Origin of the sequence: Streptomyces sp. NPDC006872 (genome assembly GCF_040635845.1) — a bacterium.
Classification (GTDB): Bacteria; Actinomycetota; Actinomycetes; order Streptomycetales; family Streptomycetaceae; genus Streptomyces.
Genome location: NZ_JBEYIL010000001.1, coordinates 672761 through 687735, shown reverse-complemented (window position 1 = coordinate 687735; position 14975 = coordinate 672761). Strand labels below are relative to the sequence as shown.

Sequence of the window (14975 nt, the reverse complement as noted above, 5' to 3'; positions counted from 1 at the left end):
CGTTCCGCGACAACACTTCCAGTCTTCTAACCAGCGGACACGTCGTCGAATCACACCTTCCACAACCGGTCGGCGACCAGAACCGGACGGATGACACCGCCGCCCCCGCTGTACACCGGGCTCATCCCCCCGTCACGCGCCGTCAACCCGGCACCGCGAGTTCGAACCACACCGTCTTTCCGGTGTCCCCGGGCCGGGTGCCCCAGCGGCGCGAGGAGGAGGCGACCAGCTGCAGCCCGCGTCCGCTCTCGTCCTCGGGCCGGGCGACGCGCTCGCGGGGCGGGTCCGGCAGCGGGTCGGAGACCTCGACCAGCAGCACGTCGGCCAGGCCCTCGGGGCGGACCAGCCGGACCCCGATGGGACCCGTCGCATGCCGCAACGCATTGGTGACCAGCTCACTGACCAGCAGAGCCGTGATGTCGCCCAGGCTGTCGAGGCCCCAGCCGCGCAACTGGTTCCGGACGGCGCTGCGGGCGGTGCGCACGGCACCGGGCTCCGCGGGAAACGTCCACTCGGCGCGGTCGCCTTCGGTGTCGATCACGCCGATCACTTCCCAGGCCAGCGAGTAGACCCCATGTCCGATTTCATAGGGTTAAGGAGCACATACCCGATATCCGCGAGCCAGTACCGCAAGACAGGGCGCACAGTGGCACAAACGGCGTACCGTCCGCCCCACCCGGCGATCAACGCGCCCCCGGGGCGAACCGGGACCGCCACGCGCGCCCTGCGGCAACCGCCGTTCAGCGGGTTTCGGTGGGGAACCTCGTGAGGGTTTCGCGTACTGCGGGGACGTCCTGGTCCAGCCAGTCGACGTCCCAGATGTCGTCCGGGGTGAGCCAGCGCAGCGCGTCGTGGTCCTGGAGGGGCCGGGCGGCGGGGGAGCCCGGGCGCAGCCGGGCGGTCCATACCTGGAGGATGTAGGGCGACCTGAGGGGCCACTCGCCGGGGACACGTTCGACGGTCTCCGCCTCGACGCCGAGTTCCTCGCGCAGTTCGCGCACGAGGGCCGCCTCGGGGGCCTCGCCCTTCTCGACCTTGCCGCCGGGCAGTTCCCAGCGCCCGGCGAGTTCCGGGGGTGCGCTGCGGCGCGCGGCGAGCAGGCGGCCGCCGTCGAGCAGGGCGGCTCCGACCACCACGATCCGTTCCGTCATGCGCCGGAGCCTACGGGACCGGGCACGTCAGTTCCGGGCGCCCTCTCCCCCGTTCTGCGCCTGGACCGGGGCCTGAGGTTGCGCCTGGGGCTGGGACTGCGCCGGGGTCTGACCCTGGCCCACACCCTGGCCCACCCGCTCGACCCAGTAGAGCTGCTTGTGGCCGCGCGCATCGAGGCTGTCCGCGATCTTCTGGGCCTCGGCCCGGGTCGCGTACCGGCCCACGCGGTACCGGTTGCCGTTGTCGTCCTGCCGTATGACGTGCCAAGGCAGAGAGATGGTGCTGTCGTTCATCGCGCCCCACGCCCCCTTCTCGCCCCGGCCCGCCCGGATCCCGTCCGCGGCACGCCTCGCGCACCGCCTTCCAAGGAAACCGCAATCCGCATATGCCCGAGCGTACGCCTTACCTTTACGCACCGAACACGGCTTTGCACAAAGAGGTACGCAACCAGCCAAGACGCAGGGGGCGCACGGGGCCGAACGCGCCGTCCGCGCGCCGCAATGCGTCCGGTTGGCGGGGTTCTTTGCACGTACCGGGCGACCTGCGAGAACGACCGGAAACGACCGGATCCCGACGGCCCGCGGACGGGCCCGCAGCACGCGGATACCAGGGGCAACTGCCGGAAGGGTGTGCGCCGTCCGAGCGAATGCGCTACCGCCCCTGCCCACTCCCCCGCCCCTCCCCACCCCGCTCGTCGCCGCCCGCTCCGGCGGGGCTACTTCACCGGCAGGTGGTACGCGACCCGGTAGCGGTCCGCCGGAATCACCACGTCGGCCGTCTCGACCGGGCGGCCCGAGGCGTAGTACGTGCGCTGGACGACCAGGACGACATGCCCCGGAACGCCACCGAGGGCGAGCAGTTCCTCGGCAAGGCCGGGACGGGCCCCCACCTCCTCGGTGACGTTGTCGACGATGACGTCGATCGCCCGCATCCGCTCGACGACGCCCATGCCGCCGAGCGGGCCCTCCTCGGGCAGCATGACCGGCGTGCGGCCGGTGACGGCGAGGGGCTCCCACGAGGTGGACAGCATCATCACCTCGCCGGCCTCCCGGAAGACGTACTTCGTGCACATCACACGGTCGCCCGACTGGATGCCCAGCCGCTCCGCGACCGCGACGCTCGCCTCGACCTGCTCGCTGCTGGACTCCCATGTGCCCCGCGTGTGCGCCTCCGCCTGCTCCTGACGGAACGGCGTGGCCCCGCTGACAGGGCGATAGCCGGAGCGGGAGATCCGGCGCGGCACGGGCCGCTCACGCACATACGTTCCCGAACCGGAACGGCCCTCGACCAGGCCCTCCGCCATCAGCACCTTGCGCGCCTCGAGGGCCACGGTGTCGGAGACCCCGTACTCCTCGCGGATTCTCGCCTGCGAGGGAAGGCGGGTGTGCGGTGGCAGCGACCCGTCGGCGATCTTCTTGCGGAGATCACCCGCGACACGCAGATACGCCGGCTGCTCACCGAATGTCACTGGCCACTCCCATCAGGTTGTACAGACAGCTACAGCCTGGCAACCGTGGGTTGTGCCGTGCAAGCGAAGGCCAGAGAATCACTCGATGTGATGACAAGTGCCCGGGAAACGCATTAGCCAGGCACTTTCTCCCCGCTTTCTCCCCACTACGGACGCGATCACACATCCAGACCGCTGTCGCTGTCGCCCCCGCCCGTGTCGCCGCTCCCGCCGCCGGAGTCCTCGTCGTAGGTGGGCGGCGTGGTGGCCAGCCCCAGAGCCTCGCGTGCGGTGACGGTGGTGTCGCCGTCGACGTACTCGTAGGCGGTGTCGTAGTGCTCGTAGAAGCCGTCGGCGTCGGTGGCCTTCTCCGCCGCCGCCCACTCCTTGCTCGCGGTCTGCATGTCCTTCACCAGCGCCCCGACGGGCGCCTCGGCCGCCGCGGACCAGCTGTGCGCACCCAGCACGAGCGCCTGCGCGCCGGTCACGTCCCCGGTGTCCCCGGCCCAGGTCCGGTTGCTCTCCAGGTCCTCCTCGGCGTACTCCTCCGGCTCCTCGAAGAGCACCTCGTCGACGGCGGCCATCGCCTTGAGGAAGGCCAACTGGTCGGCGTCCAGGGTCGTCTCGTCGGCGCGCAGCGAGCCGGTCAGGGTCTTGCTCTCGTCCACGTTGGCGAAGACGCAGGTGATCTCGCGGTCGCCCCATGCCCAGCTCTCGGACGTGGGCGTGAGGTAGTAGACGTCGACCTCGTCGGTCAGCGCCCACGGGTCCATCGCGTAGGCGTCCTCCAACTCGTAGCACTTGTCGTCGGCCACGTCGGTGACGCGGTCGTCGCCCGGGTAGTCGCTGCCGGACAGCGGGACGGACGCGAACACCTCGGCGTCGTGCTCACCGGAGCAGGACACCTCGTCGACGTCGTAGACGTCCTCGTCGAAGGTCTTGCCCGGCACGTCGAAGCAGTCGCCCTTGGCGAGCGAGAAGCTGGAGTTGGCGCTCGCGCCCTCCTTGAACCCTTCCCAGAAGTCGGAGGCGCCGCCGGTGGCCAACGCCAGGACCCACAGCGCGAGTCCGACGGAGGACAGGATCGAGCCGGCGATCGCCATCCCCTTGCCGCGCTCGCCCTTCTTCTTGATCTGCACCAGCGCGATGATCCCGAGGACCAGGCCGACGGCCGGCAGGAAGCAGAGGATGCCGAGGACGAGGGAGGCGATGGCCACGCCGTTGATGGGCGAGGGCTGCCCGTAGGGGTTGTACGCCTGCCCCCAGCCCGGGTAGGGCGCCATCCCGTAGGGAGCCTGCGGGTACGGCCCCTGAGGGCCCTGCGGGCCGAGAGGACCCTGCGGCCCGTACGGCCCCTGCGGCCCCTGCGGCCCTTGGGCGTACGGGTCGGGCACGGGCGGGGGCGGGGGCGGGGCGAAGGGGTCCTGCGGATACGGGCTTCCCGGGTACGGGCTCTGCGGCTGCGGAGGCTGGTACGGGTCCTGGGGCTGGTGGGGCCCGGGAGGCGGAGGTATGGACACGAGTACCGTGCTCCTGGTTCAGACGGTTCAGGCAGTTGTCAGGCGGTTGTCAGTCAGTTGTCGAGACGGCTGTCACGACGGCTGTCGGTCAGTCGTCGAGGCAGTCTTCGCGACAGTCGGTCGAGCGGTCGGTCAAGCGGCCGTGCAGGTGCTTGGGTCAGTCTGACAGGGGGTTCTGACAGTTGCGCTGAACTGGTGTACGACTGGGCGCATCGTAAGCGCGGTACGAGCGGGGGCGGGCGGAATGGCGGTCACGAAAGCAACGATCCGGGCGGTCAACGCGCTGACCGGCCGATGGGCCGGGGTCGTGGACGAGGGCTCGGTCTTCTCGGCCGCGGGGGTGTGGCCGCTGCTGGCGTTCTTCGCGGACGGGGCGACGGGCCCGGCGCGCAAGGAGCTGGCGGAGGCCCTCGGCGTACCGGCCGGCGAAGCCGCCCCCGCGGCACGGGAGTTGCTCGCCACGATGGCGTCGATGCGCGGTCTCGACACGGCCCTCGGGCTGTGGACCAAACGCACTCTGGAACTGCGCGAGGCCTGGGAGGCGGGGCTGCCGGCCGAGGCGCACGGCGCGCTGACGGCCGACCCGGTCGCCGACCAGCAGGCCCTGAACGCCTGGGCGGCGAAGCGGACCGGCGGGCTGATCGAGCGGATGCCGGTGGTGTTGACGGACGAGACAGAGATGGTGCTGGCCAGCGCACTGACCCTGCGGACGAAGTGGCTGCGCCCCTTCGACGAGGTCCCCCTGTACAGCCCGCACTGGCCCGGCCGGACCGACCCCACGCTGCTCGGCCTGCGACGCCGGACCCTCCTGCTGGACCGCATCGGCGTCGCGGACACGCCCGACGGACACCTCACCGAGCTGAAGGTGTTCGGCACCGACGGCATCGACGTCCATCTGCTCCTCGGCGAGGAGCAGATGACGCCGGGCCAGGTGCTGGGCGCGGGGGTGGGCCTGCTCGCCGGCCGGCACCCGGTGGTACCCGGCACGATGCTTCCCTACGGGGACGTCGGTCCCGGCCTGCGCGTCGAGAAGGTGCGCTCCATGACGCCCGACCCGCCGACGCTGGACGTCATGACGGCGGCGTTCGGCGTCACCGCCGAGCACGATCTGCTCGCGCACCACGAACTGTTCGGCCTCACGACCGCCCGGGACACCGACGAGGGCCACTTCCCCGGCATCAGCGCCCTCCCGCTGGCCATCGGTTCGGCTCGGCAGTCCGCGATGGCGGAGTTCGGCGCGAAGGGCTTCCGAGCGTCCGCGGTGACGGCCTTCGCCCCCGTCGGAGCCGGTGCGGTACCCCACCTCCGCTGGACCACCACCAGGCTCACAGCCCGCTTCGACCGCCCCTTCGGCTTCCTCGCCCTGCACCGCCACTCCCGACTGGTACTGGCAGCAGGATGGGTCACGGAACCGAAGCCCTTCCACTGACCGGCAGACAGGCAGACAGACAAACGGAGTTCAACATGTGGAAGCAGAGCCTGGACGCGGCCGGAATCAGGGAGCCGCAGCTGCGCCGCGACTACACCGCCCAGCGGCGACTCGTCGCACGCGCCCGCCGCAGTTCCTATCTGGCGGCCCGACTGCTGCTGCCACGGCCCGTGCTGCCCCATGTGGTGGCCGCGACGGCCCTGATGCACCACAGCGACAACGTCCTGGACACCGGCCCGAAGCCACAACGGATCGCGGCCTGGGCGTCCTGGGAGCAGCAGCTGCGCAAGGCACTGGAGACGGGCGAGGCCGACGTCCCCCTGATCCGCGCGCTGCTGCACACCATCACCGACAACCCGCGCCTGCGACCGGCGCTGGAGGAGTACCTGTCCACGGCCGACACCGATCTGGACTTCAACGGCTTCACCACCGAGTCCGACTACCAGGCCTATGTGGACGCCTACTCGCTGCCCGCCTTCTGGCTGGTCGCCGTACTGCTGGAACCGGAGACCGACGCGGGCCGCTACCGGGCGCTGTGCCGGACGTTCATCGACGGCAGCCAACGGCTGGACTTCGTCAACGACCTGGCCGAGGACCTGCGGGAAGGCCACCTGGGCATCCCGACCCAGACCCTGGAACGGTTCTCGGTGTCGATGGAGGACCTCACGGCAGGCGTGCAGTCGCCGGCCCTGGGCGAACTGGTGACCCACGAGGTCGAAACCGCCCGCGCGGCCCTGCACACAGCCCGCGAACTGCCCACCCTGGTCGCGACCTCCCACCAGGCCCTGCTGGCCGCGGTGATCGACATCGAGCTCCTGACCGCGGAAGCAGCCCTGACCTGCGGCGCCGCCCTCCTCCAGGGCTCCGCGAACCCACCGCTGCCGGGCACCCTACGAGCACTACGAGACGCCCGCCGCAGGGCCCGCGGACAACGCTGACCAGCCAACCAGTCCAGCACTCCGACGTCTGCGGCGGCTGGAGAGCGACCCGCTCGGCTTCAGTGCCACCGCACTCGTGTCCCAGCCCGAACGCCGCCGTCTACGAGTGGGCGACCATCGCGTCGTCTACACGATCGACAACGGTGAGCTGGTCGTGTGGGTCGTACGCATAGGGCATCGCTCCACCGTTCACGACGCCTGATCCTGCGCCGGGAACACCTGCGGTGGGCCAGAATCCGCTGGAGGTAGCGGCGCCGATGCCCGAACCGGCCGTGCCGGGTTGTCAGTGGTGGCTGTTTTCATGACGCCATGAGCACTGTGCACGAGACCGCCGCCCACCTCCCCGGCCCCGCCGAACTCCGCACCCATTTGCGCGCGTTGGCCGTCTTGGACGCCGCGATCTGCGACGATCCGCAGTTCTGCTGCTACGCCTTCGACGCCACCTGGGGACCCGGCAAGGAAGCGGCCTTGATGGACAACGGCTCGGGGGACGACTTCTCCGTCCTCTTCACGCCGGCCGGCGTGCTCATACGCGGCTTCGCCCACGAGTCGGAGATGAGTCCGTACGGGACGGACAACGAGCAGGTCTGGCCCGGTGTCATCGACGATGTGCCCGCCTCGCTGCGCCCACTCCTCGACGAACCCGCCTTCCACGACGAGGGCATCGACGCCCCTCGCGTCACCGCCTGCCTGTGGCGGGAGACCGGCGACACAACCTGGCACGCCGGCTCGACCATCGCCTTCCCGGCCGGCAGCGAGGACCCGGACGGCTCCGGCTTTCTCTTCCAGCTCCTCTCCGACCCCTCCCCCGAGGCCGTCCAGGCCTACTTCGAGGACTACTACGAGCGCCCCGTCCCCCTCGAAGCCGTTCGCCACGTCCTCGCCGGGCATCCCCTCACCCCTGCGATCGCCGCGGCCCTCAACCCTGCCGCCCTCTCGGACGACGCCCTGCTTCGCAGGATCGCCGCGCATCCCGAGGTCACCGCCTACCTGGCCTGCGACGGCGAGTTCGACCTCGCCCGCACCGACCCGATCGAGCCGATCGCCCTGCCCAACAGCCTCCCGACGGAGCCCGTCGCCGGCTGCAACGCGGGCGGCACCCACTACCTCTGCGGCCCGGCCGTTCCCGACGGCCGCCGCCCCGTCCTCTACACCGATTCCGAGGGTCAGGCCTCGCTGATCGCCGAGTCCCTTGCGGAGGCCCTGACCCTCGCCATCGTCCTCCCGTCCTGGCACGACGCCTTGGCCGGCTTCCGCCCTCCGGCCCTCAACTCCGACTACCTCGACGATCACCCGGACCACCCCGTCGTCCGCGGCCGGCTCCTCGCCGCCCTGAAGCTTCCCCCGGCCGACGACCCGGAAGTCCTGGACCGCTTCCTCGCCACAGCCGCCCGCACCGTCCCCGACGGCTTCCTCCCGTACGTTCTCGACGAGGAGGACGCCCTCTTCCAGCCGATGCTCGAACCGCCTACCGACCAGGGCTCCACGCCCAGGTGATGACACGTCGGAAAGTCCAGCACCCGTCCGGCACGGGAACCGGCAAGGGGTCGACTCCCGAAAGAGTCGACCCCTTGCCACCTGCGAACTTGACGAACTGCCTAGCTCGCAGTGAGGAACCGATCACACATTGAAGCGGAACTCCACCACGTCCCCGTCCTGCATGACGTAGTCCTTGCCCTCCATGCGGGCCTTGCCCTTTGCTCGGGCCTCGGCGACCGAGCCGGTCTCCACCAGGTCGGCGAAGGAGATGACCTCCGCCTTGATGAAGCCCTTCTGGAAGTCGGTGTGGATGACGCCGGCGGCCTCGGGGGCGGTGGCGCCCTTCTTGATGGTCCAGGCGCGGGATTCCTTGGGGCCTGCCGTGAGGTAGGTCTGCAGGCCGAGGGTGTTGAAGCCGACTCGGGCGAGGGTGGCCAGGCCGGGCTCCTCCGCGCCGACCGACTCCAGCAGTTCCATCGCGTCCTCCTCGTCCAGCTCGGCGAGGTCCTGCTCCAGCTTGGCGTTGAGGAAGATCGCCTCGGCGGGGGCGACCAGGGCGCGCTGCTCGGTCTTGAAGTCCTCGTCGACCAGTTCGTCCTCGTCGACGTTGAAGACGTAGAGGAACGGCTTGGTGGTCAGGAGGTGCAGGTCGTGCAGGAGCTCCTCCTTGCCGGAGCCCTGGGCGATGCCCGCGGAGAACAGGGTGTCGCCCTTCTCCAGGATCTCCTTCGCCGCCTCGACGGCCGCGACCTTCGGGACGACGTCCTTCTTGATCCGCGACTCCTTCTGGAGGCGGGGCAGGACCTTCTCGATCGTCTGGAGGTCCGCGAGGATCAGTTCGGTGTTGATCGTCTCGATGTCGTCCTTCGGCGAGACCTTGCCGTCGACGTGGACGACGTTCTCGTCCTTGAAGGCGCGGATGACCTGGCAGATCGCGTCGGACTCGCGGATGTTCGCGAGGAACTTGTTGCCCAGGCCCTCGCCCTCGCTCGCGCCGCGCACGATGCCCGCGATGTCGACGAAGTCGACCGTCGCCGGGAGGATGCGCTGGGAGGAGAAGATCTCGGCCAGCTTCGTGAGGCGCGCGTCGGGGACGCCGACCACCCCGACGTTCGGCTCGATCGTGGCGAACGGGTAGTTGGCCGCCAGCACGTCGTTCTTGGTCAGGGCGTTGAACAGGGTCGACTTGCCGACATTCGGCAGGCCGACGATTCCGATCGTGAGCGACACGTTGCGACTTCCCGTAGTGAGAGGGCCAGGGGGCCGGTTCCCTCGAGGCGAGGGCCAGGGGGCGGAGGGCCGACCGGTCCACCAGTTTACGGCGTGCGCGGACGCGGCCCGGCGGACCTGTCGAACGGATGGCCAAGCTCGGGCCCCCGGCGTGTCCGACACCCGATTCGGCACATAAACCGACCTAAGTTGGTCCGGTGGAGCAACACAGGACCCGTCCGCCGAGCCGAGGCGCCACCCGACGCGACCCGCCGCCGCCCCTTCCGGCCCTTCCGTCCGTGCCGCCCCTTCCGCCTCAGGCCGCCGGGCGGGAGGAGCGGGGCCGCCGGCAGCAGCCACCACGTCCTGCCGTCCCTCGGAGCGGTCCCGCCGGTCCCGCCGGTGCCGCCAGTGCCGCCGGTCCCGCCCCCGTGCGGCCCTCGGTGGGGCCTGCCGGGCGGCGGGTGCCCAATCCGCGGCTCACCGGGCTCGGCGCCGGGCTCTTCAGCAGTGCGCTGATGTTCGTGCTCGGATGCCTGGACCAGCTGCTGTTCGGGTCCTCGCTGACGGCGTACAGCGTGCTGTTCCTGCCGGTGTGCCTGCTGACCGCCCTGTGGGTGCGCGGCGGCGACCTGCTCTCCGCGCCTGTGGTCGCGCCGATCGCCTTCACCGTCGGGCTGCTGCCCGTGGCCGACGGCGGGCACGGGTTCGGGGCTCGGCTGATGGGGCTGGTGACGGCGCTGGCCACACAGGTCGGCTGGCTCTACGGAGGGACGCTCATGGCCGCGCTGACCATCCTGGCGCGCGGCCTGCGCCGGGCGGCGGCCCACCGGCACGCCATGCGGGCTCGGCAGCCGCGCTAGCTCCGCTTCGCCGCGTGCATCGCCGCCCCCACGATCCCCGCGTTGTTCTGCAGCTGGGCCGGGACGATGTCCGCCTTGATGCCCTCGATGAAGGGCAGGAACTTCTCCGACTTACGGCTGACGCCGCCCCCGATGATGAACAGCTCGGGCGAGAAGAGCATCTCGACATGGTCGAGGTACTTCTGGACGCGGTGCGCCCAGTGCTCCCATGTCAGCTCGCCGTCCTCCTTGGCCTTGCTGCTGGCGCGCTTCTCGGCGTCGTGGCCGTGCAGCTCCAGGTGGCCCAGCTCGGTGTTGGGGACGAGCACGCCGTCCACGAAGAGGGCGCTGCCGATGCCCGTGCCGAACGTCAGCAGGATCACCGTGCCGCTGCGGTCGCGGCCGGCGCCGAAGGCCATCTCGGCCACGCCCGCCGCGTCCGCGTCGTTGACCATCGTCACCGGCAGGCCGCCCAGGCGCTCGCCGAACAACGCGCGCGCGTCCGTGTCGATCCAGCTCTTGTCGACGTTGGCCGCCGTACGGATGGTGGATCCGCCGGTGACCACGCCGGGGAAGGTCAGGCCCACCGGGCCGGTCCAGCCGAAGTGCTCCACGACCTGCTTCACCCCGTCGGCGACGCTCTCGGGCGTCGCCGGGTGCGGGGTGAGCACTTTCAGGCGCTCCTGAGCCAGGTCGCCTTTGTCCAGGTCCACCGGGGCGCCCTTGATTCCGGATCCACCGATGTCCACGCCGAAGATCTGCATGGCCCTACGTTACGACGATCGACTGACAGTCACTCAGTCGAGGCTCCCGCGGCACCGCTGCCGCCACGCTCGGCGACCAGCGCCGCAGCCTCTTCGCGCAGGTCACGGCGGAGTTCCTTGGGCAGCGAGAAGGTGATGTGCTCCTCGGCGGCCTTGACCAGCTCGACGTCCCCGTAGCCGCGCTCGGTGAGCCAGGCCAGGACCTCCTCGACGAGGATCTCCGGGACGGAGGCCCCGGAGGTGACGCCCACCGTGGTGACGCCCTCCAGCCAGGCCTCGTCGATCTCGCTCGCGAAGTCCACCAGGTGGGCCGCGCGGGCGCCGGCCAGCTTGGCGACCTCGACCAGCCGCACGGAGTTCGAGGAGTTGCGGGAGCCGACCACGATCACCAGCTCCGCCTCCGCGCCCATCTGCTTCACCGCGAGCTGGCGGTTCTGCGTGGCGTAGCAGATGTCGTCGCTGGGCGGGGAGATGAGCTGCGGGAACTTCTCCTTGAGGGCGTCGACCGTCTCCATGGTCTCGTCGACCGAGAGGGTGGTCTGGGAGAGCCACACGATCTTCGACGGGTCGCGGACCTCGACCTTGGCGACGTCCGCGGGGCCGTCGACGAGCTGGATGTGGTCGGGCGCCTCGCCGGAGGTGCCGATGACCTCCTCGTGGCCCTCGTGCCCGATCAGGAGGATGTCGTAGTCCTCATTGGCGAAGCGGACGGCTTCCTTGTGGACCTTGGTGACCAGCGGGCAGGTCGCGTCGATGGTGGCGAGCTGCCCGCGCGCGGCCTCCTCGTGGACGACCGGGGCGACGCCGTGCGCCGAGAACATGACGATGTTGCCCGGCGGGACCTCCTCCGTCCGTTCGACGAAGACGGCGCCCTTCTTCTCCAGGGTCTGCACGACGTACTTGTTGTGGACGATCTCGTGCCGGACGTAGACCGGGGCCCCGTACTGCTCCAGGGCCTTCTCGACGGCGATCACGGCACGGTCGACGCCCGCGCAGTAGCCCCGGGGAGCGGCGAGCAGGACACGGCGGCGGCCAGGCGAAGCAGTCATGCGTCCCATCGTAAGGGCGCTCGCCGCCCTGACGGCGCGTGCACCGGGGGCGGCGCCCCCCCCAGACCCCCATCGGCCTCCCCCGCCTCGGCCCGGCCCGCGCCTCGGACGGGCTGATCGTCCTCGCCGGTGTTGTCAGTGCGGGCCGATACTCTCGTTCGCATGGCTGTGAACACGTCCGCGGACGCCCCGTTGCCCGTCGGCGAGGTCTCGCGGCTCATCGGAAGCTGGATCGACCGGCTCGGCGCGGTGTGGGTCGAGGGGCAGATCACCCAGTTGTCGCGGCGCCCGGGCGCCGGCGTCGTGTTTCTGACGCTGCGGGACCCGTCGCACGACATCTCCGTGGGCGTGACCTGCTACCGACAGGTGTTCGACGCGGTGGCGGACGTCGTGGGCGAGGGCGCGCGGGTCGTCGTCCACGCGAAGCCGGAGTGGTACGCGCCGCGCGGCCAGCTGTCGCTGCGGGCCGTGGAGATCAAGCCGGTGGGCGTCGGTGAGCTGCTGGCGCGGCTGGAGCAGCTGAAGAAGTCGCTGGCCTCGGAGGGGCTCTTCTCGCCTGCGCGGAAGAAGCCGCTGCCCTTCCTGCCGCAGCTCATCGGGCTGGTGTGCGGGCGGGCCTCCGCGGCCGAGCGGGACGTCCTGGAGAACGCCCGGCACCGCTGGCCCGCGGTCCGCTTCGAGGTGCGCAACGTGGCCGTCCAGGGCGTGCACGCGGTGACACAGGTCGTCCAGGCCGTGAAGGAGCTGGACGCCCTGGAGGAGGTGGACGTGATCATCGTCGCGCGGGGCGGCGGCAGCGTGGAGGATCTGCTGCCGTTCTCGGACGAGCAGCTGGTCCGGGCGGTCGCGGCCTGCCGTACGCCGCTCGTCTCGGCGATCGGGCACGAGCCGGACAACCCGCTGCTCGACCATGTGGCCGACCTGCGCGCCTCGACGCCGACCGACGCCGCGAAGAAGGTCGTGCCGGACGTCGGCGAGGAGCTGGAGCGGGTGCGGATGCTGCGTGGGCGTGCGCGCCGGTGTGCGGAGGCGTTCGTGGAGCGGGAGGAGCGCGGGCTCGCCCACGCGCTCGCGCGGCCCGCGATACAGGATCCGCACCGGATGATCGACGAACGGGCCGATCATGTCGCCTCGCTCGTCGGCCGTTCCCGGCGCACGGTCGGGCACCTTCTGGACCGGGCCGACTCCGAGCTGACGCACACGCACGCGCGTGTGGTGGCCCTCTCGCCGGCCGCGACGCTGAAGCGGGGGTACGCGGTGCTGCAGCGGGCCGACGGGCACGTGGTCCGGGATCCGGACGAGGTGGCGGCGGACGAGACGCTGCGCGCGCGGGTCGCCGAGGGCGAGTTCACCGTTCGGGTCGACAACGACGACCAGGGCTGACGACTTCCGGAACTGCCGACTTCCAGAGCCGGCGACTTCCAGCGCCGCGACGGCCGGAGCCGACGACGGACCAGGGCAACGACAACTAGGACGGGGTGCATGACGGGCAAGGTCGAGGAAACCCTCGGGTACGAGCAGGCGCGCGACGAGCTGATCGAGGTCGTACGGCGGCTGGAGGCGGGCGGCACCACCCTGGAGGAGTCCCTCGCGCTCTGGGAGCGCGGTGAGGAGCTGGCCAAGGTGTGCCGGCGCTGGCTGGAGGGCGCGCGCGCCCGGCTGGACGCGGCGCTCGCCGAGGAGGGGGAAGAAGAGGGCGCGGACAAGTAGGCGCGCGGGACGACAGCTGTGAGGGCGGTCACTGAGCACCCGAGTTTTGTTGAACCTTGAACATCTCTCGCGTACCGTCGTGGACGTCAGCCGGTCCGGCATCCCGGATCCGGACGCGCAGCAAAGGAAGTCCACGCATGTCTCTCGTTCTTGACGCCGCCGCCCAGGACCTGCTGTTCCGCGAGGCCCGCACCGCGAACACCTTCACCGACGAGCCGGTGACCGACGAGCAGGTCCAGGCGATCTACGACCTGGTCAAGTACGGGCCGACGGCGTTCAACCAGACCCCGCTGCGCATCACCCTGGTCCGCTCCGCCGAGGCCCGCGAGCGCCTGGTGCAGCACATGGCCGAGGGCAACCAGGCCAAGACCGCCACCGCCCCGCTGGTCGCGATCCTCTCCGCGGACAACGAGTTCCACGACGAGCTGCCGACCCTGTTCCCGGCCTTCCCCCAGGCCAAGGACCTGTTCTTCGGCGAGCGCGCAGCCCGCGAGGGCTCCGCCAAGGTCAACGCCGCCCTCCAGGCCGCGTACTTCATCATCGGCGTGCGCGCCGCGGGCCTCGCCGCCGGCCCGATGAGCGGTCTGGACTTCGAGGGCGTCCGCAAGGAGTTCCTGGACGACGACCACACCCCGCTGATGGTCGTCAACATCGGCAAGCCGGGCGAGGGCGCCTCGTACCCGCGCTCCCCGCGCCTGGCGTACGACGAGGTCGTCACCACCGTCTGACCCGCACAGCGAGCGGTCTTCACGACTGAGGCCCCCGGCGATCCCGCCGGGGGCCTCGACTCATGACCTGTGCGCCCGGAGGTTCACGCCAGCTTCAGCGCGCCGGCCATCGTCGACAGCTGTTCGAAGGAGCCCGTGCCCGCGACCACCGTGGTGGAGCCCGCGGCGTCCTGCAGGACGAGCGCGTCGTAGCGGCCGCCGGTGTAGCGGGTCCAGGTGCGGCCGCCGATCTGCTCGGTGACCTTCGTCGCGGTCGAGCCCTGGCTGGCCTGGTCGATGAACTGCGAGCGCTTCTGAGTGGACTGCTCGATCGTCACGTACTCCCCGTCGGGGGCGTGGAAACCGAGGTGCCAGGCGTCGAAGTCGTCACCCTTGAAGCGCACCGAGGTCGCCTTCCAGGTGTCGGGCAGGCCCTCGGGCGCGGCCACCAAGTACGACGCCGCACGGCGCGCCGTGAGGAGCTCGACGCGGTAGTCGACCTTTTTGACGTCGGGAGCGCGATCGTCATGCGGGACGAAGAGGTATATGACGCCCGCCGCGATCATGATCACGCCCAGGGAAAGGATCATGTCCCGGGCCGTCTTCTGCTTGCCGTTCGAACCTGCCACGCCCCCTATCGTCGCAGGTGCCCGGTGCGCTCATCCGTGGGGTCCCCTGCTCATTTTGTCGGACTGACGATAGAGTCGGGGATCGAACCCTCATCCGGCC

15 protein-coding genes and 2 pseudogenes are annotated in these 14975 nt (G+C 70.6%); 8 read left to right on the top strand and 9 right to left on the bottom strand.

What is annotated here, in order from left to right:
• Positions 1–142: 142 nt before the first annotated feature.
• The 5 genes and pseudogenes from ABZ725_RS03240 to ABZ725_RS03220 all read right to left on the bottom strand — a co-directional run bounded on the left by ABZ725_RS03240 (position 143) and on the right by ABZ725_RS03220 (position 4119).
• Positions 143–550 (bottom strand): ATP-binding protein, encoded by a 408-nt coding sequence (locus ABZ725_RS03240; protein WP_351918562.1) that lies wholly within the window; start codon positions 548–550, stop codon positions 143–145.
• A 190-nt stretch (positions 551–740) separates the two neighbouring features.
• Entirely contained in the window at positions 741–1151 is a 411-nt protein-coding gene (locus ABZ725_RS03235; RefSeq protein ID WP_358801069.1) for a (deoxy)nucleoside triphosphate pyrophosphohydrolase, read from the bottom strand.
• Between the two features lie 129 nt (positions 1152–1280).
• A pseudogene (locus ABZ725_RS03230) lies at positions 1281–1445 on the bottom strand (SPOR domain-containing protein); the annotation flags it as partial.
• A 422-nt stretch (positions 1446–1867) separates the two neighbouring features.
• Entirely contained in the window at positions 1868–2620 is a 753-nt protein-coding gene (locus ABZ725_RS03225) for a GntR family transcriptional regulator (protein ID WP_351918557.1), read from the bottom strand.
• A gap of 158 nt (positions 2621–2778) precedes the next feature.
• Positions 2779–4119 carry a DUF4190 domain-containing protein gene (locus ABZ725_RS03220; protein WP_358801068.1) on the bottom strand — a complete coding sequence of 447 codons (1341 nt, stop codon included), beginning with the start codon at positions 4117–4119 and terminating at the stop codon, positions 2779–2781.
• A gap of 244 nt (positions 4120–4363) precedes the next feature.
• Between ABZ725_RS03220 and ABZ725_RS03215 the strand changes: the two genes are divergently transcribed.
• The 4 genes and pseudogenes from ABZ725_RS03215 to ABZ725_RS03200 all read left to right on the top strand — a co-directional run bounded on the left by ABZ725_RS03215 (position 4364) and on the right by ABZ725_RS03200 (position 7983).
• A complete protein-coding gene (locus ABZ725_RS03215; protein ID WP_358801067.1) occupies positions 4364–5548 on the top strand; it encodes a serpin family protein in 1185 nt (394 codons plus the stop codon).
• A gap of 35 nt (positions 5549–5583) precedes the next feature.
• The gene (locus ABZ725_RS03210; RefSeq protein ID WP_358801066.1) at positions 5584–6486 is read left to right on the top strand and encodes a squalene/phytoene synthase family protein; all 903 of its coding nucleotides are present in this window, start codon (positions 5584–5586) and stop codon (positions 6484–6486) included.
• Between the two features lie 16 nt (positions 6487–6502).
• A pseudogene (locus tag ABZ725_RS03205) lies at positions 6503–6688 on the top strand (type II toxin-antitoxin system RelE/ParE family toxin); the annotation flags it as partial.
• Between the two features lie 107 nt (positions 6689–6795).
• Complete coding sequence (locus ABZ725_RS03200) at positions 6796–7983, top strand: hypothetical protein (RefSeq protein WP_358801065.1); 1188 nt, start codon at positions 6796–6798, stop codon at positions 7981–7983.
• Between the two features lie 123 nt (positions 7984–8106).
• Here the strand turns inward: ABZ725_RS03200 and ychF are convergent, their stop codons facing one another.
• Positions 8107–9195, bottom strand: coding sequence for a redox-regulated ATPase YchF (gene ychF, locus ABZ725_RS03195; protein WP_351918548.1), 1089 nt, complete (start codon positions 9193–9195; stop codon positions 8107–8109).
• A gap of 197 nt (positions 9196–9392) precedes the next feature.
• Here ychF and ABZ725_RS03190 point away from each other — a divergent pair, with 197 nt between their 5' ends.
• Positions 9393–10037 (top strand): DUF6542 domain-containing protein, encoded by a 645-nt coding sequence (locus ABZ725_RS03190; protein ID WP_358801064.1) that lies wholly within the window; start codon positions 9393–9395, stop codon positions 10035–10037.
• Here ABZ725_RS03190 and ppgK read toward each other — a convergent pair.
• Entirely contained in the window at positions 10034–10780 is a 747-nt protein-coding gene (ppgK, locus tag ABZ725_RS03185) for a polyphosphate--glucose phosphotransferase (RefSeq protein ID WP_358801063.1), read from the bottom strand. The two genes, ABZ725_RS03190 and ppgK, sit on opposite strands and share 4 nt — an antisense overlap.
• A 29-nt stretch (positions 10781–10809) precedes the next feature.
• Positions 10810–11838 carry a 4-hydroxy-3-methylbut-2-enyl diphosphate reductase gene (locus tag ABZ725_RS03180; RefSeq protein ID WP_358801062.1) on the bottom strand — a complete coding sequence of 343 codons (1029 nt, stop codon included), beginning with the start codon at positions 11836–11838 and terminating at the stop codon, positions 10810–10812.
• Between the two features lie 153 nt (positions 11839–11991).
• On the opposite strand from ABZ725_RS03180, the gene xseA reads away from it, so the two are divergent.
• From xseA to ABZ725_RS03165, 3 genes are all read left to right on the top strand, one after another.
• Complete coding sequence (gene xseA, locus ABZ725_RS03175; protein ID WP_358801061.1) at positions 11992–13212, top strand: exodeoxyribonuclease VII large subunit; 1221 nt, start codon at positions 11992–11994, stop codon at positions 13210–13212.
• 99 nt (positions 13213–13311) lie between these two features.
• Positions 13312–13539, top strand: a complete 228-nt coding sequence (locus ABZ725_RS03170; protein ID WP_358801060.1) for an exodeoxyribonuclease VII small subunit — start codon at positions 13312–13314, stop codon at positions 13537–13539.
• Between the two features lie 137 nt (positions 13540–13676).
• Positions 13677–14267: a malonic semialdehyde reductase gene (locus ABZ725_RS03165; RefSeq protein ID WP_351918537.1), complete on the top strand. Its 591-nt coding sequence runs from the start codon at positions 13677–13679 to the stop codon at positions 14265–14267.
• Between the two features lie 83 nt (positions 14268–14350).
• Here ABZ725_RS03165 and ABZ725_RS03160 read toward each other — a convergent pair whose 3' ends face one another.
• Positions 14351–14875 carry a DUF4245 domain-containing protein gene (locus ABZ725_RS03160; RefSeq protein WP_358801059.1) on the bottom strand — a complete coding sequence of 175 codons (525 nt, stop codon included), beginning with the start codon at positions 14873–14875 and terminating at the stop codon, positions 14351–14353.
• Positions 14876–14975 lie beyond the last annotated feature (100 nt).

Excerpts from the sequence above, each read along its gene's own strand:
- ABZ725_RS03180 (WP_358801062.1), bottom strand. The coding sequence starts at position 11,838 with ATGGGACGCATGACTGCTTCGCCTGGCCGCCGCCGTGTCCTGCTCGCC.
- ABZ725_RS03215 (WP_358801067.1), top strand. The coding sequence starts at position 4,364 with ATGGCGGTCACGAAAGCAACGATCCGGGCGGTCAACGCGCTGACCGGC.
- ABZ725_RS03210 (WP_358801066.1), top strand. The coding sequence starts at position 5,584 with ATGTGGAAGCAGAGCCTGGACGCGGCCGGAATCAGGGAGCCGCAGCTG.
- xseA (WP_358801061.1), top strand. The coding sequence starts at position 11,992 with ATGGCTGTGAACACGTCCGCGGACGCCCCGTTGCCCGTCGGCGAGGTC.
- ppgK (WP_358801063.1), bottom strand. The coding sequence starts at position 10,780 with ATGCAGATCTTCGGCGTGGACATCGGTGGATCCGGAATCAAGGGCGCC.
- ABZ725_RS03235 (WP_358801069.1), bottom strand. The coding sequence starts at position 1,151 with ATGACGGAACGGATCGTGGTGGTCGGAGCCGCCCTGCTCGACGGCGGC.
- ABZ725_RS03170 (WP_358801060.1), top strand. The coding sequence starts at position 13,312 with ATGACGGGCAAGGTCGAGGAAACCCTCGGGTACGAGCAGGCGCGCGAC.
- ABZ725_RS03200 (WP_358801065.1), top strand. The coding sequence starts at position 6,796 with ATGAGCACTGTGCACGAGACCGCCGCCCACCTCCCCGGCCCCGCCGAA.
- ABZ725_RS03165 (WP_351918537.1), top strand. The coding sequence starts at position 13,677 with ATGTCTCTCGTTCTTGACGCCGCCGCCCAGGACCTGCTGTTCCGCGAG.